Source organism: uncultured Aquabacterium sp. (assembly GCF_913773725.1).
Classification (GTDB): Bacteria; Pseudomonadota; Gammaproteobacteria; order Burkholderiales; family Burkholderiaceae_C; genus Aquabacterium.
Map to the genome: position 1 here is coordinate 13,290 of NZ_CAJYGK010000100.1, position 22,675 is coordinate 35,964.

19 protein-coding genes are annotated in these 22,675 nt (G+C 67.0%); 6 read left to right on the forward strand and 13 right to left on the reverse strand.

Annotated elements, in window-relative coordinates; genetic code table 11:
- Positions 1–173 precede the first annotated feature (173 nt).
- Positions 174–728 carry a PadR family transcriptional regulator gene (locus QZ709_RS11875; RefSeq protein ID WP_294637513.1) on the forward strand — a complete coding sequence of 185 codons (555 nt, stop codon included), beginning with the start codon at positions 174–176 and terminating at the stop codon, positions 726–728.
- Here the strand turns inward: QZ709_RS11875 and QZ709_RS11880 are convergent.
- The gene (locus QZ709_RS11880) at positions 688–1,452 is read right to left on the reverse strand and encodes a hypothetical protein (protein ID WP_294637514.1); all 765 of its coding nucleotides are present in this window, start codon (positions 1,450–1,452) and stop codon (positions 688–690) included. The two genes, QZ709_RS11875 and QZ709_RS11880, sit on opposite strands and share 41 nt — an antisense overlap.
- On the reverse strand, positions 1,449–2,219 hold the full coding sequence (locus QZ709_RS11885; protein ID WP_294637515.1) for a hypothetical protein: 771 nt from the start codon (positions 2,217–2,219) through the stop codon (positions 1,449–1,451). Before QZ709_RS11885 ends, QZ709_RS11880 begins: the two co-directional genes overlap by 4 nt.
- Positions 2,220–2,349: 130 nt before the next feature.
- Here QZ709_RS11885 and QZ709_RS11890 point away from each other — a divergent pair, with 130 nt between their 5' ends.
- Positions 2,350–2,559 (forward strand): oxidoreductase-like domain-containing protein, encoded by a 210-nt coding sequence (locus QZ709_RS11890; protein WP_294637516.1) that lies wholly within the window; start codon positions 2,350–2,352, stop codon positions 2,557–2,559.
- 32 nt (positions 2,560–2,591) lie between these two features.
- Here the strand turns inward: QZ709_RS11890 and tssH are convergent, their stop codons facing one another.
- From tssH to QZ709_RS11930, 8 genes are all read right to left on the reverse strand, one after another.
- A complete protein-coding gene (gene tssH, locus QZ709_RS11895; RefSeq protein WP_294637517.1) occupies positions 2,592–5,366 on the reverse strand; it encodes a type VI secretion system ATPase TssH in 2,775 nt (924 codons plus the stop codon).
- A 48-nt stretch (positions 5,367–5,414) separates the two neighbouring features.
- Entirely contained in the window at positions 5,415–6,563 is a 1,149-nt protein-coding gene (gene tssG, locus QZ709_RS11900; RefSeq protein ID WP_294637518.1) for a type VI secretion system baseplate subunit TssG, read from the reverse strand.
- Positions 6,527–8,437: a type VI secretion system baseplate subunit TssF gene (gene tssF, locus QZ709_RS11905; protein WP_294637519.1), complete on the reverse strand. Its 1,911-nt coding sequence runs from the start codon at positions 8,435–8,437 to the stop codon at positions 6,527–6,529. Before tssF ends, tssG begins: the two co-directional genes overlap by 37 nt.
- Positions 8,438–8,458: 21 nt before the next feature.
- A complete protein-coding gene (tssE, locus tag QZ709_RS11910; protein ID WP_294637520.1) occupies positions 8,459–8,947 on the reverse strand; it encodes a type VI secretion system baseplate subunit TssE in 489 nt (162 codons plus the stop codon).
- Between the two features lie 67 nt (positions 8,948–9,014).
- Positions 9,015–9,551, reverse strand: a complete 537-nt coding sequence (locus tag QZ709_RS11915) for a type VI secretion system tube protein Hcp (protein WP_294637521.1) — start codon at positions 9,549–9,551, stop codon at positions 9,015–9,017.
- Positions 9,552–9,622: 71 nt separating this feature from the next.
- The gene (tssC, locus tag QZ709_RS11920; protein ID WP_294637522.1) at positions 9,623–11,101 is read right to left on the reverse strand and encodes a type VI secretion system contractile sheath large subunit; all 1,479 of its coding nucleotides are present in this window, start codon (positions 11,099–11,101) and stop codon (positions 9,623–9,625) included.
- Position 11,102: 1 nt separating this feature from the next.
- Entirely contained in the window at positions 11,103–11,621 is a 519-nt protein-coding gene (gene tssB / locus QZ709_RS11925; RefSeq protein WP_294637523.1) for a type VI secretion system contractile sheath small subunit, read from the reverse strand.
- A 23-nt stretch (positions 11,622–11,644) separates the two neighbouring features.
- On the reverse strand, positions 11,645–12,340 hold the full coding sequence (locus tag QZ709_RS11930) for a tetratricopeptide repeat protein (protein WP_294637524.1): 696 nt from the start codon (positions 12,338–12,340) through the stop codon (positions 11,645–11,647).
- Between the two features lie 306 nt (positions 12,341–12,646).
- On the opposite strand from QZ709_RS11930, the gene tssJ reads away from it, so the two are divergent.
- The 3 genes from tssJ to icmH are packed head-to-tail and all read left to right on the forward strand — an operon-like array spanning position 12,647 to position 15,471.
- Positions 12,647–13,282 carry a type VI secretion system lipoprotein TssJ gene (tssJ, locus tag QZ709_RS11935; RefSeq protein WP_294637589.1) on the forward strand — a complete coding sequence of 212 codons (636 nt, stop codon included), beginning with the start codon at positions 12,647–12,649 and terminating at the stop codon, positions 13,280–13,282.
- 25 nt (positions 13,283–13,307) lie between these two features.
- Positions 13,308–14,669: a type VI secretion system baseplate subunit TssK gene (gene tssK, locus QZ709_RS11940; RefSeq protein ID WP_294637525.1), complete on the forward strand. Its 1,362-nt coding sequence runs from the start codon at positions 13,308–13,310 to the stop codon at positions 14,667–14,669.
- Between the two features lie 16 nt (positions 14,670–14,685).
- Positions 14,686–15,471, forward strand: coding sequence for a type IVB secretion system protein IcmH/DotU (gene icmH, locus QZ709_RS11945; RefSeq protein WP_294637526.1), 786 nt, complete (start codon positions 14,686–14,688; stop codon positions 15,469–15,471).
- A 14-nt stretch (positions 15,472–15,485) separates the two neighbouring features.
- On the opposite strand, the gene QZ709_RS11950 is transcribed toward icmH, so the two are convergent.
- Positions 15,486–16,883: a replication-associated recombination protein A gene (locus QZ709_RS11950; RefSeq protein WP_294637527.1), complete on the reverse strand. Its 1,398-nt coding sequence runs from the start codon at positions 16,881–16,883 to the stop codon at positions 15,486–15,488.
- 525 nt (positions 16,884–17,408) lie between these two features.
- On the opposite strand from QZ709_RS11950, the gene QZ709_RS11955 reads away from it, so the two are divergent.
- Complete coding sequence (locus tag QZ709_RS11955; protein ID WP_294637528.1) at positions 17,409–19,427, forward strand: DEAD/DEAH box helicase; 2,019 nt, start codon at positions 17,409–17,411, stop codon at positions 19,425–19,427.
- 154 nt (positions 19,428–19,581) lie between these two features.
- Here the strand turns inward: QZ709_RS11955 and lolA are convergent, their stop codons facing one another.
- Together lolA and QZ709_RS11965 are read right to left on the reverse strand one after the other, a co-directional pair.
- Positions 19,582–20,280, reverse strand: coding sequence for an outer membrane lipoprotein chaperone LolA (gene lolA, locus QZ709_RS11960; RefSeq protein ID WP_294637529.1), 699 nt, complete (start codon positions 20,278–20,280; stop codon positions 19,582–19,584).
- A 14-nt stretch (positions 20,281–20,294) separates the two neighbouring features.
- The gene (locus QZ709_RS11965; RefSeq protein ID WP_294637590.1) at positions 20,295–22,667 is read right to left on the reverse strand and encodes a DNA translocase FtsK; all 2,373 of its coding nucleotides are present in this window, start codon (positions 22,665–22,667) and stop codon (positions 20,295–20,297) included.
- Positions 22,668–22,675 lie beyond the last annotated feature (8 nt).

A 22,675-nucleotide genomic window follows, 5' to 3' on the forward strand; every position in this document is an offset into this window, starting at 1 on the left:
TCCGGCAGGATGATCGAGGCGCAACAGTCACACACCTGTGCGGCCGGGGAAAGCCGGGAAACCGACAGGTCGACACAGAAATGCAACCAGTTGCATAGCTGGCCGGACTGTAATCGAGCTTTCCCCGACATGCAACTGATTGCATACCCGGATGCGCCCGCTACACTCGTCGCATGTCGCTCGCCCACGCCCTGATGACGTCCCTGCTGGAAAAGCCCTCTTCCGGCTACGACCTGGCCCGCCGCTTCGACAAATCCATCGGTTTCTTCTGGCACGCCACGCACCAGCAGATCTACCGCGAGCTGGCCCGGATGGAACAGGCCGGCTGGATCGCCTCCGAAGCGGCACCCGATGGCGGCAAGACGCGCAAGCGGCTGTACCAGGTGCTGCCCGCCGGCGAGGCCGAACTGCGTCGCTGGGTGCTGGAGCCCACCGCCCCCATGGACCTGCGCGACGAGCTGATGGTGCGCATGCGGGCAGACGCCGCCATCGGCCCCCTGGGCCTGGACGCCGAGCTGCGCCGCCGCATGCAGCTGCACCGCACCCGGCTCGAGGCCTACCGCGCCATCGAATCCCGCGACTTCCCCGGCGGCCGGGCCGACACCCGCGAGGCCCGCATCCACCACCTCATCCTCAAGACCGGGATCATGTACGAGGCCAGCTGGGCCAAGTGGTGCGAGGAAGCGATCAGCGTGCTGCAGGCACCGGCACCAGCGCCATCCTGCTGACCGGCATGCGCAGGTCCATCGCGGGGACGCGAAGGGCCATCGGAGAAACCGGTCCCAGCAGGGTAAAGGCGGTCTCCCTGGTCAGCGTGGTCCGGATCGGCGCATCGATCCGCGGCCGCAGGACCCAGCTCGCCTGCAAAGGCACCGACAGGGCATCGGGCCACAGGCCGCTCACCTGCACATCCAGGTCCAGCGGCACCTCCGCGCGCACCGGCACGCTGAACGACACGGGCACGCGCAGGGTCACCGGGACGGTCAGGTTCAAGGGCGGCAGCCACGACCGCAGCGGCACGGCCAGGCGCATCGGCGCCGACACCGTGACCTCCTGATCGACCCGCACGGTCGTGCTGACGGGCAACACGGTCCGCAGCGCAACCCTGGCCGACAAGGCGTCCTCGAACTGCACCGCCACCCGCTGGTCCAACCGCACCGGCACTGAGGGAGTGGCCCGCAAATGGGTCCGTACCGGCGTGCTCACCGTGGCATGGGCCTGCAGCCCTTCGGGCAGGGTCAGCGTCAAGGGCTGGTCGCGCAACACCACCCGGGCCTCGCCGCGCGACCAGAACCACCAGGCCGCTGCCGTCATCATCGCCAGCCACAGCAGCAAGACGGTCACCGCCACCAGAACCAGCTGCAACCGGCTCACCGGGCGATGCCATCCACGCGGCGGTGGGGGCGCAACACGGACTGCGGTGCCGCCGTCGAATTCCTCTGGCTGGCTCATGGCACGGACAGCCCCAGATCCGGCAAAGACCTGCCCACACTCAAGGCCTGGAACGGCAGCGTCAGATCGAGTTCAGCCAGCCCAGCGCGCACGGTCTGCTGCGGAAAGCGCAGCGTGGCCTCCACGGGACGCGTCACCGGCAGGGTGAGGATCTCCTGCACTGGCACCCGGGTTTCCACGACGGTATCGATGCGGGTTCGGATGGGCTCGGGCAGCCGGACCCGGGCAGGAGCCTGCAAGGCCACGGGCAGGCGCTCGCGCACCGGCACCACCAGCTCCACCGGCACGTCGGCCTGGATGGGCACCTGCGCCTTGATGGGCAGGGTCAACGGCACACCCAGCACGCGCGTCTGCACGCGCGTGTCGACCGCCACGGTCTGGTCCAGGTGGATCACGGTCTTGACCGGGACGTCGAGCGCGATCGGCACCACCGTATCCAGGCTCACCACCAGCGGGATTTCGTCTTCGATCGGAATCACAAGGTTCTGCTGGATCGGCACCCGCACCGGCAGCGTCTCGTCAATCCGCACCGTCACCCCCTGGGTCACCGATGCCCTGACGGCCAGCGACTCGGGCAGCAGCACGTCGGCCTGCTGTTCGCGCAAGGTCACCCGGGCGGCCAGATGGTGCCAGGCATACCAACCCGCTCCCACGGCCACCCCGGTCATCATGACGATCAGCACCGCCGAGGTCAGGATCAGCGCGCGCCACGTGACCGCCCGCCCCGGCGCCGCCCGCACGGTGTCGGACCAGGACGAGGAAGGCACAGGATCGTGGGGGGCGTCGGGCTGCACACGGGCACTATGCCACGCGCCCCGGTATCATCCGCTCGCCTTGCGCGCCCCATCCGCGCGATGTTCCCTTTTCCCCGGACGGCCTCTGTGCCGTCGAGTGCCCATGGACTTCCAGCTCACCGACCGCGAATCGGCCTTGGCCATGTTCGCCCATTTTCAGCGCCAGGCTGCCCAGAAGGGCGTGACCCTGCGTGAACCGCCGCCCGAACCCACCACCTGCTGCGGCCGCGGCTGCAACGGCTGCGTGTGGGAAGGCTTCTACACGGCCGCCAACGACTGGTGCGACGAGGCCGTGTTCGTGCTCAGCGACTGAACTCTGCGCAGGGTCGGCCCACCGCGCTGGCGTCAGCTGACCTTGAACCGGAAGGCCCCGTCCTTGGCGGCCGTGACCTTGATGCGCTGAATCGGCTGCCCCTCGGCCATGCGCGCCAGCACGCTTTCGGCCACCTCGGGCAGCAGGCTGCCATTGAGGATGTGGTCGACGGCACGCGCCCCCGTGTCCACCTCCGTGCAGCGCGCCAGCACCGACTCCACCAGCGCATCGTCGTAGCTCAGTTCGGCCTGATGGTGGGCCGCCACGCGCGCGGCAATCCGATCCAGTTTCAGCCGGATCACGTTCACCAGCACGTCGTCGCCCAACGGGTAGTACGGCACCACCTTGGTCCGCCCGATGAAGGCCGGCTTGAAGGTCTTGTACAGCACCGGCCGCAGCGCCTCGGCCAGCTCATCGGCCGCGGGCAACGCATCGCTGTCCTTCATCACCGGCCCACCCAGGTCCTCGTCCTGCCGGAAGCAGGCGTTCATGATCTGCTGCGAACCCGCGTTCGAGGTCAGGATGATGACCGTGTTGCGGAAGTCAATCTCGCGGCCTTCGGCGTCGTCCATCACCCCCTTGTCGAACACCTGGAAGAACATTTCCAGCACGTCCGGGTGCGCCTTCTCGACCTCGTCGAGCAGTACCACGCTGTAAGGCTTGCGGCGCACGGCCTCGGTCAGCACGCCGCCCTCGCCATAACCGACATAACCCGGCGGCGAGCCCTTCAGCCCGCTGACGCTGTGCGCCTCCTGGTACTCGCTCATGTTGATGGTGATGAGGTTGCGCTCACCGCCATAGAGGATGTCGGCCAGCGCCAGCGCGGTCTCCGTCTTGCCCACGCCGCTGGGGCCCACAAACAGGAACACGCCCTTGGGCTTGTTCGGGTCCTCCAGGCCGGCCCGGGCCGTGCGCACGCGCTGGGCGATGGCGGCCAGCGCATGGTCCTGCCCGATCACACGCTCCTGCAGCGTGGCCTGCAGGTTGCGCACGGTGCGGATCTCGTCCTTGACCATCTTGCCCAACGGGATGCCCGTCCACGCCGCAACAATCTCGGCCACGACGTGGCCATCGACCTGCATGGGCACCAGCGGCGCCTCACCTTGCAAGGCAGCAAGCTCAGCCTGCTTGCCGGCCAGCAACTCATGATCCGGGCTCGCGAAGGTGACCGCGCCCTTCTTCTGCGCCTTCGTCGACTTGCCCGAAGCGGCGGGTTCTGCCGCCGCACCCGGCTCCGAGCCCACCACATCCGCCGACGAGAGGCCGCCCGCTTGTTGCTCCAGCCGGGATCGCAAGGCCTGGATGTCGCTCACCAGCTGCTGCTCGTGCGTCCAGCGAGCCTCGTCGGCCTGCAGCTGCTGCACGACCTCGTCACGCAGCACCTTCAATGCATCCAGCCGGTCACCATGGCGGGCCCCGGCTGCCGCCTCCCGCTGCAGTGCCGCGGCCTCGGCATCCAGCCGCTCGAGGTGCTTGCGGGCCTCCTCGATGCGCGCTGGCGTGGCGCTCTGGCCCAACGCCACCTTCGCACAGGCCGTGTCCAGCACGCTGACCGCCTTGTCCGGCAACTGGCGTCCGCTGATGTAGCGAGCCGACAGGCGCACGGCCTCGCGGATGGCGTCGTCCAGCAGCCGCACCCCAAAGTGCTTCTCCATCAGCGGCGCCATGCCACGCAGCATCGCGCAGGCCAGCTCCTCGCTCGGCTCCTCGACCTTGATGACCTGGAAGCGCCGCGCCAGCGCCGCATCCTTCTCGAAGTACTTCTTGTACTCACCCCAGGTCGTGGCGGCGATCGTGCGCAACTCGCCGCGCGCCAGCGCCGGCTTCAGCAGATTGGCCGCGTCGTTCTGTCCGGCCTGCCCGCCGGCGCCGATCATGGTGTGCGCCTCGTCGATGAAGAGGATGATGGGATGCGGGCTCTGCTTGACCTCGTCGATCACACTTTTGAGGCGGTTCTCGAACTCACCCTTGACCGACGCGCCCGCCTGCAACAGACCCATGTCGAGCACGTGAATGGCCACCCCCTGCAGTGGCGGCGGCACGTCCCCCTGTGCCACCCGCAACGCCAGGCCCTCGACCACGGCGGTCTTGCCCACGCCCGCCTCGCCGGTCAGGATGGGGTTGTTCTGACGCCGTCGCATGAGGATGTCGATGGCCTGACGGATCTCGGCATCGCGCCCGATCACCGGATCCACCTTGCCTTCCCGGGCACGCTCGGTCAGGTTGGTGGTGAACTGATCAAGCGCCGGCGTCTTGCGCGCCAGCGGATCGGCGTCCGGATGGGCGTCGTCCGCTGCCCCGCCCGTCCGGGCAGAGGGGCTTGCCGGCGGCGCCTCGACGGAACCACGCGTGACCTCGCTCAGGCGGTGCTTCAACTCGTCCAGCGGAAACCGCGCAAACAGCGGCGAGGTCCGCAGCGCCAGCTGGCTCAAGGTCGGCTCGGTGAGCAGGGCCAGCAGGATATGGGCGCTACGGATGCGTGCCGCATGGGACTCGAGCGAGGCAATCAACCAGGCGTGCTCGAGCAGCCCGGGAAGATGGGCCGAAAACACGGGCGTGCGGCTGTTGCCCGACTTGAAGCGCGCCAGCTCGGTCTCCAGGTCGCGCTGCAACGCCGACAGGGCCACGCCGGCACGCTGCGCCATGACCGCCAGATCGCTCTGGGGCGCCTCCAGCAGGGCTAGCATCAGGTGCTCGATGTCGACTTCATAGTGCCCACGGGCCATGCACAGGCTCGCTGCGCGCTCGGCGGCCTGACGGCACGTCTCGTTGAGCTTGCCGATCAAGGTCTTCAGGTTCTGACTCATCGTTCTTCACTCCCCTTCTTGTCTCTTTCAATCAAGCCAGCGCCACGGTCACACGCCGTGGGCCGCCAGCTCGTACCGCACGTCCGCGCGGTCTTGCGTGGCCGGTCGGCTGGACAGGAAACTGTCCCACCCCAGCCGCCCCGCCGACGCAGCCCGGTCGCTGTCCAGCGCCATGCCTTGCACGGCCTCGCGTGCCAGGCACAGCTGGACCTCGCATTCAAGGTGCACCCCGGCCAGCAGGTGAACCCAGCTCTGCAAGGCCTGTGCACCAGGCCGACCGGGCAGGAACTGTTCGTAGCGTCGTCGGGACAGGGGCCCGACCACGAGCCGCATGCGCAGATCGCGCTGCCAGACCGTTTCACCCAAAGCGGCCGAGCGACCGAGTTGCATGGGCGCGCCCGCCACCCCGAGCCCGGCCCGGGCGTCCACCGGCCGGGCATAGCGTCGACCCACGAACTGCTCGACCTTGACCGGAACCCGCAGGTAGCCCGACAAGGTGGCCTGCAGCTGCACCGCTGACAAGCCCCCTCGCTGCAAGGTGCCGGCCTGACAGGCCAGGGCCTCGTCGCGCAGCCCCCCCGCGCGCCCTCGCAGGCTGTCGAATCCCAGGCCGGCCAGCGCAAGCACCTCGCCCACGAACCGCGTCTGCGGCTGCTGCTCGTAGCGCATCGCCAGGCGATGCTTGGTCCAGGCTTCGTAAAACAGCGCCACCGCCCGATGGCTGAACACATCCATGAAGGCGCGTGCCGCGTGGTCCTTGTGCTGCGCCTCGCGTGCGCCCAACACCTCGGTGTAATAGAGCGGCAACGCCCCTGCCACGCCCAGCAGGCCCATGAAGGCGGGTGTGATCTCGATGCGCTCCACGTCCTGCGCCCGCCAGCTGCGTTGCGCAGCCAGCGTCTCGTCCAGCGCCTGCGCCAGCAGCCCGCCCGCCACAGGATCAGACCCGCCTGGCATGTCGTGCGCTTCGGCGAGCGACGTCCTGGCTCGCACCACGAGCGACTCGACCTCGCTGGTGGGAAAGGAGAGCGACACCGAGTTGCGGAAGTGGAGCTTGCTCACGCCGCGCGCATTCGCATCGGCCGGAGCCAGCCAGCGATCCAGCAGCCTCACCAGCTGAAAGAAGCTGAACGACTGTGGCTGCGTCAGCAGCGCGTCAATCAGAGCAGCGCGATGTCGCCGTTGCGCGGGCTGCATGCGTACAACACCTCCGAGGACCGTGCCGAGCGCACCGTGAGCCGGCTGAAACTGTTGACGCTCACGTACAGCGCCAGAAAACGCTCCAGCACGGCCACGAACAGGCCCAGCCCCGAGCCGACAAAACTGGCTTCATCGACAGTCAACGTCACCTCGACCCCTCGGACGAAGGTCGCGAACGGCTCTCCGGGCAACCACGCCGTGGCGGGTTGGAACGAGACGGTCTCGATGCCGTCGATCTGCCGACGGTTGACCGGGCTGCGCGGCAGATCGTAAAGACGCAGCATCTCCTTGAGCGCGTCCACCCCACCGCCCGACAGGGAGAGGTGATTCAGCGACAGATGAGAGATCAGGCGCCACAGCGCCCCCTTGTTCCGCGTGAAGCGATGGGTCGCGGTCGGCTTGCGCAACAGCCTGATCTCCTTGACCGCGCCGCCCCCCTCCATGAAGAGGTCTCCGCCCGGTGCACCCGGACTGAGCAGAGATGGCAGGTCCCGGTTGGTGGCCGTCACCTCGAGCGACAGCGTGTCGACCGCCGGCCTCGCCAACGCCATGTCCGGGTCGACCAGCGAGATCTCGCACTCGTAGCCCGGACTGGTTCGTGCCACGTCCTCGTCACGGTGCAGCTGCCAGTACGCCAGGGTCCGGCCCCGCGCATCGCCGCGTCCATCTTCGTCCTGATCGTCGAAGACATCGTCATGGCGAATCGAGAAGAAGGGACGCACCTCGTCCACCGCCTGACCGCTGCCCGTCTGCCGCACACGATGGACGCGGTCCAGAGAATAAAGCTCGTAGCCGAAGGCCTTGCGCGCATCGACCACGACGGGATAGCCCGTCGACTGGTGTGTGATCCGGATCGGGTCAGCGGCCTGGCGGAACAGGTTCACCACCGGGGTGGCCCCCAGCACCACCTGATCGGCCGTCGTCGCCTCCAGCAAGCGGGACAGGTCGGCATCGGCACGAATGCCGCCGAGCAGAATGTGCAAGGTCAGCGGGGTGCCGTCCGCCTGCGCCACAGCCTCGTCGGGCAACTGCGGCCCAGCGGCCGGCAGGCGCACGAAGTTGAACTTCTCTGGAAAGGCGAAGTACTCGGTCAGCAACCTGTAGGCGCGGTGGCCACGGTCATCCCAGTCGAGCAAGGCCTCGGCATCGTCGAAACCCTCCAGCAGCGGACGCAGACGCTCGCCAGTGATCGTGTCCGCCAGCGTGCGCCAGGGCTGATGCGCGCCGCGCTGCACCGCCACGCCGATTGCGCGGTCGCAGAAGGCTTCGCGCAGGGCGCTCACATGCGAGGCCTCGCCATCCAGGTGAATCGACAGTGGCCGTGACAGCACCTGCCGCCAGCTCATCTGCGGCGAGAGCTTCTCGAACACGATGGACAACACCGAGGTGACCCCGGACGGCAGAGCCGAGCCTTCCGGAGCGCCGATGGCATGGCGGAACTGCACCGACTGCACCTTCAGAGGCAGCAGCGTCACCTCACGGGTCGTCCGGAACCGGCACGTGACGCCCTTGACGGGGCGACTGTGCAGCAGCGTCCCACGTTCCAGGGTCGCGGGCTGGGTCATCTGCCCGGCCTGAGCACCCAGGTCCATGCGAGCGATCGCGCAGGACGGGAAGGGCCGCAAGTAGTGCGGGTAAAGCACCTCCAGCAGCGACTCGGTGAACAAGGGGAAGTCGTCATCCAGACGCTTGTGTACGCGGGATGCCAGCAGCGCAAAAGACTGGATGAGGCGCTCGACGTGCGGATCATCTCCCGCGTCACCGGACAGTTGCAGGCGTCCGGCGATCTTCGGGTACTGGCGGGCGAAATCGGCAGACCGCGTCCGCAGGAACGCCAGCTCGCGCTCGTAATGGGGCAGAAGGTCTTCCATGGTTCGGATGCGATCGCGAAATCAGGAAAAGGCAAATCGGGCCTGGGTGACGCGGTAGCTGGAAGACGCCGGCTGCAAGACCGCATCAAAGCTCACCATCTCCCGGGCCGGACGCACCACCAGCACCGCGCGGATGGTGAAAGCGAGCGCGCTCATGGACAGCTGGTCGTCGTGGAACGACACACTCACGTTCTGCAGGCGGGGTTCGTGGGTCTCGATCGCGTGTGACAAGGAGCGCGCGACGTGGCGGCGGTCTTCGGAACTGGTGAGCACACGGCCCACAAAGTCGCGCACGCCGAAGCACAGGACAGACCGGGAGACATGGGGTCCGAGGGCGTCGTCATCGAAGTTCAACGCAGCCCGGGTGTTGAGCAGGCTTTCCAGATCACGCGCCACGGCGTCCCGCATCTGCTCGACGGTGCAGGTCTGCAGCAGCCCCTCGGGCACATTGCCTGGCACATCCAGCAGACGATCAAACAGACTGCGGCGGATACGGGCCGGAGCGGCCATGTCACAACCTCACGAAAAGAATGGGGCACGAGGCCCCATTCGGTCACCACGACTACGAAGTGGTCGATCAGTTCGGTGCTTCGAACACGGCCTTGTTGGTGGCCAGGCTCCAGGCTGCCACCTGCCCCGGCTTGGACTTGCCGTCCATGGTCTGCTGGGTGTACGTCCACTCCACAGCCGAGTACTTCATGCCGAAGGTCTCGGTGGGCAGGCCTTCCTTGTCGACCGTGGGCACGACCTGCGACACGATGACCTTCTTGAGGCGGATCTTCAGGTAAAGCACCCGATCGTCCGTGCCGTTGGCACGCATGAAGTGGATTTCCACATCGTCGTACAGCGTGCCGGCCGAGCAGGCCTCCCACAGCTGAGGGCTCACCAGGTCCAGGTCCTTGGTGAAGATCATCTCGGCGTGCTCGCAACGCTCGGCCGTGTGCCCGCCTGCGGTCGATGCCGTGGCGGACTTCGGCTGGCGGATCTGGTGTGCCCAGCTGGTGCATTCGAACCACGGCGCCGTGTGCGTCACACCCTTGCCGCTGTCGCGCGACTCGCCCTTGATCTCCTTGCCGTTCAGCGGACGGCCGAACTTGATGTAAATGTCCTTCATTTAGGCTCCTTGCTTGACTTCTAGGTTGATGAGGGGGCCTCCCGACACCCCTCCGGCTCATCGCCGCATCGTCACTGACTGCCGCTGGGCATTTCAGCGACGAGACGCAGCGAAACCGACAGTTCGTCGAGCTGGTAGTGCGGACGAACGAACGCGACGGCGCGGAAAACACCCGGGCGACCCGGTACTTCTTCCACTTCCACGCTCGCTTCACGAAGCGGCTTCTGCGCACGCAGCTCCTGGGACGCATCCTGCGCGTCCACCACGTACTGCATCAGCCAGTTGTGCAGGTAGCGCTCCACCTCCAGCGTGTTGGCGAAGCTGCCAACCTTGTCGCGCATCATCGACTTCATGTAGTGCGCAATGCGGCAGACCGCAAACATGTACTGGAGCTGAGCCGACAGCGCGGCGTTGGCGTTCGCCGCGTCGCTGTCGTACTTCTTGGGCTTCTGCACCGACTGTGCGCCGAAGAAGGCGGCATAGTCGGTGTTCTTGCAATGCACGAGCGGGATGAAGCCCAGGTCGCTCAATTCCTTCTCGCGGCGGTCGGTGATGGCCACCTCGGTGGGGCACTTGAGCGCCAGCTCACCCTCGTCGGTCTTGAAGGTGTGCGTCGGCAGGTCTTCGACCAGCCCGCCACCTTCCACACCGCGAATGGCCGCACACCAGCCGAAGTGTTCGAACGCGGAGGTCAGTCGGGCGGCCAGTGCGTAGGCCGTGTTCACCCACAGGTACTTGCCATGGTCCGAGCCATCGACCTCTTCAACAAAGTTGAACCCTTCGGTGGTCATGCCCTCCTTCGGATCGAACGGGAGCCGACCGAGGAAGCGCGGGACCGTCAGGCCGACATAGCGGGCGTCCTCCGACTCGCGGAACGACTTCCACTTCGCGTAGTCGACCGTGTCGAAGACCTTGGACAGATCGCGGGGCTTGCCGAGGTCGGTGAAGGCCTCGAGACCAAAGAGCTCGCTGGACGCTGCGGAGATGAAGGGCGCATGGGCGGCGGCCGCCACATGGGACATCTGCTCCACAAAGTACATGTCTTCGGCACCGCGACCGATTTCGAAGTCGCCGATCAGCGCGCCGAACGGGGCGCCGCCGAAGGTCCCGAACTCCTCCTCGTACACCTTCTTGAACAGGGCCGACTGGTCGAAGTCGATCGCCGTGCGGAAGTCCTTGACGATGTCCTTCTTCGTGGCGTTCATCAGCTTGATCTTGAGCCGCTCACCTGTCGACGTGTGCTTGCAGAGGTAATGCAGGCCGGTCCAGCTCGACTCGAGCTTCTGGAACTCAGGCGCATGGAGCACCTCGCTGAGCTGGGCCGAGATGAGCTGGTCGATTTCGGCGATGCGGGCATCGATGTTGGCGGCGAGGTTCTCTGACACCACCACCGTGCCGGCCAGCACTTCACGCACGAGCTCGCCGATGATGTCGCGCGCCCTGGCGTGCTCGGTGTCCGTCTTGGCGACCTTGCTGCGCGAGACGATGTCGTCGAGCAGGCTGACCGACTGCTGCAGGACCTGGCCCTGCTGATCGAGTTGTGCGCTCATCTCAGGCCCCTTCGCCTTGGTCTGCTTCCACGCCCAGTTGCTTGAGCTTCTCGGTGTTGCTCAGCACCTCGTCGAGTGCATCCTCGAGCTTCTCGTTGCCGGCCAGCTTGTTTCGAAGGTCGGACAGTTTGGTGCGGGCCTCCAGCAGCTTGCGCAGCGGCTCCACCTGCTCGACCACCGCCTCGGGCCGGAAGTCATCCATCTTCTCGAACGCCAGGTTGACGGCGAACTCGCCGCCCTCGGGGCTGAGGCGATTCTTGACGCGGAAGCTGGCGCGCGGCGCCACACCCGCCATCACGTCGTCGAAGTTGTCGAGGTCGATGCTGACGAACTTGCGGTCCTTGAGCTTGGGCTGGGGCTTGTCGGGATCGGGCTGACCGGTGAAGTCGCCCATGACGCCCACGACGAAGGGGATCTCCTTCTGCTCGGTGGCGTCACCCACTTCGACGTCGTACGTCAACTGCACGCGTGGCGGACGCACGCGCCCGAGCCGTTGTTGCACACTGTCTTTCTTCGCCATGACGGGGCTCCTTCCTGGACTGATTACTGCAAGGCACCAAAGGGGTTGCTGCGCGGGCTGCCGCCCGTAGCAGCTGGCTTCGCGGGCGCCACGGTGGCGGGCGCAGCCGGCGCGGCAGAAGGCGATGGCGGCACGGGCGCGGCGCGGACCAGCGGCGCGGCCGGTGCACGGGCCGCGGTGCGAGGGGCTCGCCCCCTGGCATTGGCTTCGGCCGCAGCGGGGGCCGGCAGAATCGGCTCGCCCAGTGCCTCACGGATGATGCGAGCGACGCTCTCAGCCTCACTTCGCGTGGAGCCGGTGACCTCGTTCGCCTTGCGAAGCTGTTCGAGCGCATCGGCGCTGACACGCAGTCCGCTCACGGCCAGAATGCTCTTGGCGGTCAGGTCATTGACGTCACGCTGGAGGACTTCCTGTGCCTCGGTGATGGCCAGCCCATACTGCCGCGCGTCGAAATGGATCTGGGCCTTGCGCAGCCATGGGGCCTTGGCCGCCGGGTCGGCCTTGATCGCCGAGTCGAGCAACTCAAGGGCCTTGTCGTGCTGCCCCTGCTGCTGCGCCTTGTCAGCCGCTGCCAGCTTTTCGTTGACCTGCTCTTGTGCTGCCGCCTTTGTGCTTGCCTCGTCGGGCTTCTGCACGGTGCTGCAGCCGACCAGGCTTGCGGCCAACAAAGATATCCCCACCGCGCAGCACATGCCGCGGCGAACGCTGTACAGCTTCACGCCATGCTCCCTGTATGAATTTCGATGTGTTGATCTGTCTGCAGCCTTCATCAGGTGGGCCGCTTGGACTGCCGGGATTAGAGCCGAATTCACCGAAAGCGCCTGCCCTCTTCCGGGGGGGATTTACAGACTCTTGCATCTCGTTGCATTTGCCGAATCCCTCGCCGGGGGGGGTAGGTCATGCACTGAGCCTGTTCCGTCTCTACACTACGGCCGGCAGTGGGCACTGGTCGCCCCGCAAGAGACAAAACAATGACGACAGGGCGTAGGCGGGCCGCCATCCGGATGGTGTGCCCGGTGATGTTGATGTTGCTGGCTGCGTGTTCGTCGGCACCTTCTCTGCCGGGGAGCGCACTGCCTTCATCGCCTTCTGCCAAGCCCCCTGACAGCGGGGTGCTCGGAACACTGGGCGACATCGGATCCAAGACCCTCGAGGCCATCGGACTCAAGAAGCCCGCCCTGCCCGAGGTGCCTGCCATGCCCGAAGCCTCCATGCCGGACTGGCCTGTCCGGTGGAAGATCTACGCCAGCGATTCGCTCAACGTGCTGCCGGACGGCACCCCACTGGCGGTGGCGGCCCGCGTCTACAAGCTGAGGAGCGCCGACGCTTTCCTGCGTGCCCCGCGTGAGGTTTTCGGGGACCCGGCCCGCGAGAAGGACGCGCTGGGCGAGGACCTGGTGGCCGTGCGAGACATCCAACTGGTCCCCGGTCAGCGACACGAGTCGCTCGACAAGGTGCCGCGCGAGGCGCGGCATGTGGGCATCGTTGCCTTGTTCAGAAATCCCGCAGACGGGCGCTGGCGGTACGCCTTTGGCACAGGCTCGGCTGCCTTGTCGGGCCTGCACCTCGGTGTTCATGCCTGCGCCATGAGTGTGCAAGTGGGCGAGCCCGTCGGGATGCCGCTGTCCGCGGCTCGGCAGACCGCCTTGCCTTGCCACTGACCCGCCAAACCAGGAAGGAATTCGTTTGATCCAGTCTCCCAAGATCCTGTGGGGTGAAGGCCTCTTCCTCAGGCCTCAGCACTTCCAGCAGCAGGACGCATATCACGAGTGGCGTCTCAACCAGATGGCGAGGGCGCTGCATCCCTATGCATGGGGCGTCCAGCATGTCAAGGTGGACTCGGATGCCCTGCAGGCGGGCCTGTTGAGGCTGCTGGAGGTCCGCGCCATCCTGCCGGATGGCGATCTGTACAACGCCCCGGCCGACGACGAGCTGCCCCCGCCCGTTGCCTTGAGTGCCCTGGGCGACGCCGACGTCGGGCTGGCGGGCGAGACCGTCTTTCACCTCGCCATGGCCCCCCTGCGCAAGCAGGGCAGCAACATGGCTGCCAGCCGAGAGGAGGCGGACACGGCCGTGCGCTACTTCCGCGAGGGCCGTCAGCTGCCTGACGTCTACACGGACGCGGTCACGGCGGAGGTCGTGGTGCTGCGCAAGTCGGCTCGCATGCTGACCGATGCGGCACCGCGAGCTCATCTCGTGAGCCTTCCGCTTCTGCGGCTTCGCAAGACTTCGACCCATGGCTTCGAGCTGGACGGTCGCTTCATGCCGCCCTGCGCGAGCATCCAGGCTTCGCCCGCCCTGTTCCTGCACCTGCGCAGGCTGCTGGACGTGTTGCAGGCCAAGGTCGATGCCCTCTACGGGATGCACCGCGAGCCGAGCAAGAACATCATCGAGTTCCGCTCGGGCGACGTCGCCTCGTTCTGGCTGCTGCACACGGCCAGCGCCGCCTTCGCGGGCCTGTCGCATCTGGCAAGGCATCCGGGGCTCCATCCCGAGCGGCTGTTCGAGCGCTTGCTGGAGCTTGCCGGTGCACTGATGACCTTCTCCAAGAACTACACCCTGGCAGACCTGCCGACCTACGATCACCTCAATCCGGGCCCGGCGTTCAACCGTCTGGACCAGATCGTGCGGGATCTGCTGGAGACCGTGATCTCGACCCGGTACTTTGCGATTGCCCTGCGCGAAGACGTGCCCTCCTTCCATCAGGGCCGGCTCGATGCGGAACAGATCAACCCACAGACACAGCTGTACCTGGGGGTGGCTGCCGCCATGCCGCCGGCCGAGCTGGTGGACGTGGTGCCAGCGCGGTTCAAGGTCGGTGCACCGGACGACGTGGAGAAGCTTGTGCTCTCTGCCATGCCCGGCGTGCGACTGGTGCACGCTCCGCAGGTGCCTGCCGCCGTCCCGGTCCGACCGGGAAGCTACTACTTCACCCTGGAGCCGCGCGGCATGCTGTACGAACGCATGATGCAGGCACAGGCCATCACCATCTATGTGCCCGCCGGCATCCAGGACATGAAGCTGGAGCTGGTGGCGGTCAACGCCTGACACGAGGGTCCCGACCATGCCCCCCTCCTCCGCCATGCCCAGCCTGTTCGACGGGGCGCCCGCGCCGGGTCGCCACGACTTGGCGACCGCCGGGACAGAAGCTGCAAGCCTGCTGGACCTGATGTACGACGGCTTCTACCTGCTGTTCCTGCTCAAGGGCAAGCATGCGCCGGTCGATGCGGACACGTTCCGGGACCGCATCAAGCAGTTCCTCACCGCATTCGAGCGCGGAGCAACCCGCCTGCAGGCCGACGCCGAAGATGTCTATGCCTGCAAGTATGCGTTCTGCGCCACGGTGGACGAAGCCGTGATGATGTCCAGCTTCAAGGTGCGGGACGCCTGGCAGCGTCTGCCACTGCAGTTGCAGTTCTTCGGCGAGCAACTGGCCGGCGAACAGTTCTTCGAGCGCCTGGAAGCACTGCGCCGCGAAGGCGCCCGGCGCGTACAGGCACTGGAGGTGTTCCACATGTGCCTGCTGCTGGGCTTCCAGGGCAAGTATCTGCTGGAAGGCACGGAAAAGCTCAACTACCTGACTGCACGCCTGGGCGACGAGATCGCGCGGATGAAGGGCCACGGCGCCGCGTTCGCGCCGCACTGGGCCGCGCCCGACAAGGTGCAGAACCAACTGAAGAACGAGGTGCCGCTGTGGGTCGTGGGATCGGTCTTCGGCATGATGGCGCTGGCCGGCTTTCTGGGGCTGCGCTGGCAACTGACGCAGCAGACGCGCGCGCTCCTGGGCGAGCACCACCACATCGTCCAGCTCGCGCCGCAGGTCGCGAACGTGACCATCACCCTGCCCTGATGCGGGGAAGGGGCTCAGTCGGATGACGCGTCGCCCGTAGCCTGGTCCGGCGCTCGCTCGTCACCCAGAAGCGAGCGCAGGTGGGCGAGCCGCTCACCGATCTTGATCTCCAGACCCCGCGCAACCGGTTGATAGAAGGACTGGGCCGGCATTCCATCGGGGAAATAGCGCTCGCCTGCTGCCACCCCCCCTGGCTCGTCGTGGGCATAGCGGTAGCCGTCACCATGTCCGAGCTGCTTCATCAGTTTGGTGGGCGCGTTACGCAAGTGCATGGGCACCGGTCGGGTGGTGTCCTGCTTGACCCATGCCCTCACGGCCTTGTACGCCGTGTAAGCGGCGTTGCTCTTGGGTGCGATGGCGAGGTAGATCACGCATTGAGCCAGGGTCAGCTCACCCTCCGGCGAGCCCAGGCGCTCGTAGGTTTCTGCGGCATCCAATGCCATGCGCAGGGCACGCGGATCAGCCAGCCCGATGTCTTCGCTCGCCATGCGGATCAATCGACGCACGATGTAACGGGGATCGACGCCGCCATCGACCATGCGCACGAACCAGTACAGAGCGGCATCGGGGTCCGACCCCCGCACCGACTTGTGCAGCGCCGAGATGGTGTCGTAGAACTGGTCGCCGCCCTTGTCATAGCGCCGCAGTTGCTCGCCGAGCGCTTTCTCCAGCAAGGGCTCGTCAATCTCTTCGTGCCCGCGCAGCATGGCCACCAGCGTCTCGTACGTGTTGAGCACGCGGCGCGCATCCCCGTCGGCATAGGCGATCAAGCGTGTGCGGGCAGCAGGCGTCAGCGCGGGTCCCGCCAGGGCGGCCGCCCCCTTGTCGAGCAACTGGTTCATCGCAGGCTCGTCCATTGCGCGCAAGACGTGCACCGTGGCGCGCGACAACAGGGCCGCATTGACCTCGAACGAGGGGTTCTCGGTGGTGGCACCGATGAAGGTGAACAGCCCGGATTCGACATGCGGCAGGAAGGCGTCCTGCTGCGCCTTGTTGAAGCGGTGTACTTCGTCGACGAACACGATGGTGCGTCGACCGACACGGCGGGCCAGCTGCGCCTGGTCGACGGCCTCGCGGATGTCCTTGACACCGCCGAGCACCGCCGAGATGGCGATGAACTGGGCATCGAACGCCCGCGCCATGAGCCGCGCGAGCGTGGTCTTGCCCACGCCAGGCGGCCCCCACAGGATCATCGAGTGCGGCTGCCCGGACTCGAAAGCCACGCGCAGCGGCTGCCCAGGCCCCAGCAAGTGGTCCTGGCCGACGACGTCGTCGACCGATTGCGGGCGCAGACGTTCTGCCAGGGGGGTGCCGGCAGGATGGTCGGTGCCAGACCGGTGCGCAGCCCCGTCAAGCGGGCCCGCAGCAGGGCCTCCAGGCTCAGGCAGGTCCAGGGAAAGGCTCTCTTGCATCCCTGCATTGTCTCGCAGGCCAGCCACTTTGAAGGATGGCGCCACAGGGACCGACGGGCCTCCTGCCAAGGCCTTGCTGGACAAACGGCTTCATTCCTGACAGAATACGAGCTTCGTCCTTGCAGCGGGCACCTCATAGAGAGATGCCGACGTGGCTGCAGAGGATGAATTGAGATCATCCCCTCTGACCTTTTTCAAGCCGGGCCGGCACCGTCGGGTGTCTGCCAGTCAAGGTGGCCGGGTCGTGCAAGTGCTCCCACGGGGGCAGCTTTTGATGCTCTGCGGAGCGCACGGACCACAGCTTCAGCACACGTGTCTTGAGTTCCGGTTGGCGGCGATGCCGTCGCTTTCAAACCGACTCACCGTGACCCCCGGCGCCGAGTGCGCCCGTCACGAGGTACGGACACGATTCACAGCGACTCCACCCCGGGCCAGGCCCGCCGACCATGCTGGTCGCGCCCTGGTCTGCGTGTCCTGTTGCCATGTCTGGCAGCAGGCTGCGCATTGCATTGCTTGAAAGAAACCATGTCTCACGATCAACATCAATCTGCCCCGAACGCCGACGTCTCGCACATCGACGCGCTGGCCCGTCGCCTGGAAGAAGAGCTGGACGGCCCCGAGGCCGTGGAGCAGACCGAGGCCGCCGCGCCGGAAGGCCCCACTTTCGCCGACCTGGGCCTGAGCCCGTATCTGGTGCGCGCCCTGACCGACTCGGGGTACACCCAGCCGACCGGTGTGCAGGTCCAGGCCATCCCCGCCGCCATGAACGGCGCCGACCTGCGGGTGGCATCGAGCACGGGCTCGGGCAAGACCGCCGCCTTCATGCTGCCGGCGCTCGAGCGCATCGTCGCGGCACGCGGTGACAACAGCAAGCGCCGCGAGAAGGGCAAGGTGCATGGCCCGCGTGTGCTGGTGCTCGCCCCGACCCGCGAACTGGCCCTGCAAGTGGCCAAGGCCGCCACGACCTATGGTCGCCACCTGCAGGGTCTGCGCGTGGCCACCGTGGTGGGCGGCGTGCCGTACGGCGCCCAGCTCAAGGCGCTGAAGGGCCCGCTGGATGTGCTGATTGCCACGCCTGGCCGTCTGCTGGACCACCTGGGCACCGGCGCCGCCATCCTGTCCAACCTGGAAGTCCTGGTGCTGGACGAAGCCGACCGCATGCTGGACATGGGCTTCATCGACGACATCGAGCAGATCGCTGCGGCCACGCCGGCCGAGCGCCAGACGCTGATGTTCTCGGCGACCTTTGCCGGCCACGTGGGCCAGTTGGCCCAGCGCCTGACGCACGACGCTGTGAGCATCGAGGTGGCCTCGCACACCGACAGCCACGACAACATCGAGCAGCGTCTGCACCTGGCCGACTCGCTGCACCACAAGAACGACCTGCTGGACAAGCTGCTGACCGCCCGTGAAGTGGATCAGGCCGTGATCTTCACCAGCACCCAGCGTGACGCCGACATCCTGGCCGACCGCCTGGCTGACATGGGCCACGCCGTGGCCGCCCTGCACGGCGGCATGCCGCAAGGCCGTCGCAACCGCGTGCTGCAGGCCCTGCGTTCGCGCCAGTTGCGCGTGCTGGTCGCCACCGACGTGGCCGCCCGCGGCATCGACGTGCCGACGATCACCCACGTGATCAACTACGGCATGCCGATGAAGCCGGAAGACTACGTGCACCGCATCGGCCGCACGGGTCGTGCCGGTCGCTCGGGCCTGGCGGTGACGCTGGCCGAGCGCCGCGACATCCCGATGGTGCGCCGCATCGAGCGCTTCACCACCCAGCGCATCCCCGAGTCGGTCATTGCCGGCCTGGAGCCGACGGTGAAGATGCACGCCGACCGCGGCCCGCGCCGTGACAAGCCGATGCCCGGCCAGGGCCGCCGTGACGACCGCGCCCCCCGCTTTGGCGGCAAGCGCGAAGGCGGCTGGGGTGAGCCCCGCGGCTTCGGTGGCCCGCGTGAAGAACGCCACGGCGGCGAGCGCCGTGAGTTCGCGCCGCGCGAGGAGGGCTTCAACCCGAACCGCGAAGCCCGTTTTGCCCCCCGTGAAGACGGCCCGCGTGGTTTCGGCGGCGACCGCGGTGGCTTTGGTGGCGACCGTGGCGGCTTCCGTGGCGAGCGCAAGCCTTTCGGCGACCGCCCGCAAGGTGACCGCGGTGGCTTCGGTGGCGGCGAACGCAAGTTCGGCGGCGACCGTCCGGCCTTCGGTGGTGACCGCCCGCGTGCGGACCGTCCGTTCGCCGACCGTCGCGAGCGCGGTGCCGATCCCTTTGGCGAGCGCCAGGGTGGCGACCGTCCGTTCGGTGATCGCCCCTTCGGCGACCGCCCGCATGGCAAGCCGTTCGGCGGCAAGCCCAGCTTTGGCGGCGACCGTTTCGAAGCACGCGGTGAAGGCCGTTCGTTCGGCGACAAGCCGTTCGGTGGCAAGCCCGGTCACGGCAAGTTCGGCGACAAGCCCTCGTTCGGCGGCAAGCCGGGCGGCTTCAAGTCGGGCCCGAAGCCGGGCTTCGGCGGCAAGCGCCCGGGCTTCGGCAAGCGCGAAGGCTGATAGACAGGGCCAGGGGAGGCTCACGCTGTGAGCCTCTCGCCAGCCACAATGAGGGCTGGCTCAACAACATACAAAGATTCAAGGAGTGACGCGCCCTTGACGCGTCATGACGGACAGAGGCCCGGCCCCACATTGGCCCGCCCTGCCCGCTCGTTCAAGGCTGGTTCAGCACGTCGGCGCCCGCCGGTGGTGTGAACTGGAAACGGCTGGCCGCCAGGGCCGGCTTCGATTCGAACTGCGTGAAGTCCAGACGCGAGCGTTGCCCGAAGGCATCGAGGATTTCGAGTGCGGTCAACTGACCGCTGCGGAAACCCACGCGCACGGACTGGAACTGCCCCTCTTTGTGGCGCGGCAAGGCCTCCACCCATTCGATCGAGTTCGTTGCCTGTTGAGGCGTCGGGGTCGCGGCCGCCGCACCCGACGAAGATGCAGGCACGTTCTTGAGGGTGAAGTCCTTGTCCAGCGACCCACCTGCCAGCAAGGCGGCCGGTGTGGCACCGAGCGCTTGGCTCATCGGCCGCACGGTGACCTGATTGAGGTCGGCGTCGTACAGCCAGACCTGTTTGCCGTCGCCCACGATGAGTTGCTCCGTGGGGGTGGTGTACTGAAAACGAAAGCGATTGGGCCGCTGGAATTCCAGCGTGCCGCGCGACTGCCGTGAGCGCTTGCCATCTGGCGAGGTGACGGTCTGCACGAAGGCCGCCCGTCCCGTGTCGACGTCCTTCACGAACGCCCGCAAGGTGGCCACCGCGTCGGCCTGGGCCGGCGCAGCCATCACGGTCAGCACGCCCAGCGCGATCGCCGGGATCACCCGCCGAGGGGCGGTAAACAAGGGAGCGCGAAACAGGTTCATGGCAATCGATTGAATCACGCTTCGTCCCACGGTGCCGAGGTGGCGCCGCCCTCCCCGCCCCGGGCAGGGGTGATGATCTCGCGGTTGCCATTGGTCGACATCGACGACACCAGGCCCGACTTCTCCATCTGCTCGAGCAGGCGCGCCGCCCGGTTGTAGCCGATGCGCAGGTGCCGCTGCACCAGCGAGATCGACGCCTTGCGATGCTGCAGCACGACGGCCACGGCGTTGTCGTACATCGGGTCCTGTTCGCCATCGCCGCCGCCCATGGGCGACCCGTCGAGGTTGCTGCCCTCGTCACTGAGCGAGCCGCCCTCGAGGATGCCCTCGATGTAGTTGGGCTCGCCTTGCGACTTCAGGTATTCGACGACGCGGTGCACCTCGTCGTCGCTGACGAAGGCGCCGTGCACCCGCATCGGCAGGCCGGTACCAGGCGCCAGGTAGAGCATGTCGCCCTGCCCCAGCAGCGCCTCGGCGCCCATCTGGTCGAGGATGGTGCGGCTGTCGATCTTGCTGCTGACCTGGAACGAGATCCGCGTCGGGATGTTGGCCTTGATCAGCCCGGTGATCACGTCGACCGACGGCCGCTGCGTGGCCAGGATCAGGTGGATGCCGGCGGCACGGGCCTTTTGGGCCAGGCGCGCGATCAGTTCCTCGATCTTCTTGCCGACCACCATCATCAGATCGGCGAGTTCGTCGATCACGATGACGATGTGCGGCAGGCGGTCGAGCGGCTCCGGCTCGTCCGGCGTCAGGCTGAACGGGTTGGGAATCAGCTCGCCGCGGGCCTTGGCGTCGTCCATCTTCTTGTTGTAGCCCGCCAGGTTGCGCACGCCCATCTTGGACATGAGCTTGTAGCGGCGCTCCATTTCGCCCACGGCCCAGTTCAGCGCGTTGCCCGCCTGCTTCATGTCGGTCACGACCGGGCACAGCAGGTGTGGAATGCCTTCGTAAACGCTCATTTCGAGCATCTTCGGGTCGATGAGGATGAGGCGCACATCGCGCGCTTCGGCCTTGTACAGCAGGCTCAGGATGGTGGCGTTGATGCCCACCGATTTGCCGGAACCGGTGGTGCCGGCCACCAGGCAGTGCGGCATCTTGGCCAGGTCGGCCACCACGGGTGCGCCCACAATGTCCTTGCCCAGACCGATGGTCAGCATGGACTGGGCATCGTGGTAGACCTGCGAGCCGAGGATCTCGGTCAGGCGGATCATCTGGCGCTTGGCGTTGGGCAACTCGAGCGCCATCAGGCTCTTGCCGGGGATGGTCTCGACCACCCGGATGCTGACCAGCGAGAGCGAGCGCGCCAGGTCCTTGGCCAGGTTGACGATCTGAGAGCCCTTCACGCCCGTGGCCGGCTCGATCTCATAGCGGGTGATGACTGGGCCCGGCGAGGCGGCCACCACGCGCACCTCGACGCCGAAGTCCTTGAGCTTCTTCTCGATCATGCGCGAGGTCATCTCGAGCGACTCGGGCGTGATCGTTTCCATGCGCCCCGTCGCGGCGTCGAGCAGGTCGATCTGGGGCAGCTTGGTGTCGCCCAGGTCGGTGAACAGCGTCTGCTGCTTCTCCTTGATCACGCGGTCGGACTTGGGCACCTCGACCACGGGCTGCTCGATGATGAGCGGGATGGGCTCGGCGGGCAGTTCATGGCGGACTTCCTCGACCACGCGTTCGCGTTCGATGGCCGCCTTCTCGCCGATGCGCAGGTCGATCGCTTCTTCGCGGCGCGCCTCGCGCTGCCGGCGCAGGCCATCGAACAGGCCACCGATGCGCTCCGCAACATCCAGCCAGGAAAAGCGCAGCGCCATGGCGGTGCCCGCCACCAGCAGGGCGATCCACAGCACGCCCGAGCCATTGAAGCCCAGCCAGCGCTCGCCCAGCTGACCCAGCGTCAGCCCGACAACGCCGCCAGCATGCTGGCCGGCCAGCAGGTCTTCATGCCGATACAGGCGCGACCATTCGAGTGCCGCGCTGGCCCCCATGAGGATCACCACCCCAAACCAGAAGCGCCAGGCCGAGAAAGACGGCGCATGGGCCTGGGCCGACGAGGCGCCCGCAGGCACGGTTACGGCGGCATCGCGACGCAGCCACCGGGCCAGGGAGCCCAGCCAGCTGCGAGCCCCGATGACCAGCACCCACCATGCAGACTGGCCGAACAGGAACTGGGCCACATCGGACGCATAGGCACCAAATTGCCCGGCCCAATTGGCAGGCTCGAGGTGCTGGCCCGAGGTCGTGAACGCAGGATCCAGGCGGTTGTGGCTCCACATTGCGAGCAGGAACAACAGCCACAGCACAGCGCCGAACAACAGCGCGGCCTGAAAACGAAGCGTGTGCTCGGGGGGCGTGGCGGGTTCGGGCGTAGGCGCCAGGGCCGCGGCCATCTGGGCGC

Excerpts from the sequence above, each read along its gene's own strand:
- tssF (WP_294637519.1), bottom strand. The coding sequence starts at position 8,437 with ATGGAAGACCTTCTGCCCCATTACGAGCGCGAGCTGGCGTTCCTGCGG.
- tssJ (WP_294637589.1), top strand. The coding sequence starts at position 12,647 with ATGTTGCTGGCTGCGTGTTCGTCGGCACCTTCTCTGCCGGGGAGCGCA.
- QZ709_RS11880 (WP_294637514.1), bottom strand. The coding sequence starts at position 1,452 with ATGAGCCAGCCAGAGGAATTCGACGGCGGCACCGCAGTCCGTGTTGCG.
- QZ709_RS11875 (WP_294637513.1), top strand. The coding sequence starts at position 174 with ATGTCGCTCGCCCACGCCCTGATGACGTCCCTGCTGGAAAAGCCCTCT.
- tssH (WP_294637517.1), bottom strand. The coding sequence starts at position 5,366 with ATGAGTCAGAACCTGAAGACCTTGATCGGCAAGCTCAACGAGACGTGC.
- tssE (WP_294637520.1), bottom strand. The coding sequence starts at position 8,947 with ATGGCCGCTCCGGCCCGTATCCGCCGCAGTCTGTTTGATCGTCTGCTG.
- tssC (WP_294637522.1), bottom strand. The coding sequence starts at position 11,101 with ATGAGCGCACAACTCGATCAGCAGGGCCAGGTCCTGCAGCAGTCGGTC.
- icmH (WP_294637526.1), top strand. The coding sequence starts at position 14,686 with ATGCCCCCCTCCTCCGCCATGCCCAGCCTGTTCGACGGGGCGCCCGCG.
- QZ709_RS11965 (WP_294637590.1), bottom strand. The coding sequence starts at position 22,667 with ATGGCCGCGGCCCTGGCGCCTACGCCCGAACCCGCCACGCCCCCCGAG.
- QZ709_RS11890 (WP_294637516.1), top strand. The coding sequence starts at position 2,350 with ATGGACTTCCAGCTCACCGACCGCGAATCGGCCTTGGCCATGTTCGCC.
- lolA (WP_294637529.1), bottom strand. The coding sequence starts at position 20,280 with ATGAACCTGTTTCGCGCTCCCTTGTTTACCGCCCCTCGGCGGGTGATC.
- QZ709_RS11915 (WP_294637521.1), bottom strand. The coding sequence starts at position 9,551 with ATGAAGGACATTTACATCAAGTTCGGCCGTCCGCTGAACGGCAAGGAG.
- tssG (WP_294637518.1), bottom strand. The coding sequence starts at position 6,563 with ATGCAGCCCGCGCAACGGCGACATCGCGCTGCTCTGATTGACGCGCTG.
- QZ709_RS11955 (WP_294637528.1), top strand. The coding sequence starts at position 17,409 with ATGTCTCACGATCAACATCAATCTGCCCCGAACGCCGACGTCTCGCAC.
- tssB (WP_294637523.1), bottom strand. The coding sequence starts at position 11,621 with ATGGCGAAGAAAGACAGTGTGCAACAACGGCTCGGGCGCGTGCGTCCG.
- QZ709_RS11950 (WP_294637527.1), bottom strand. The coding sequence starts at position 16,883 with ATGCAAGAGAGCCTTTCCCTGGACCTGCCTGAGCCTGGAGGCCCTGCT.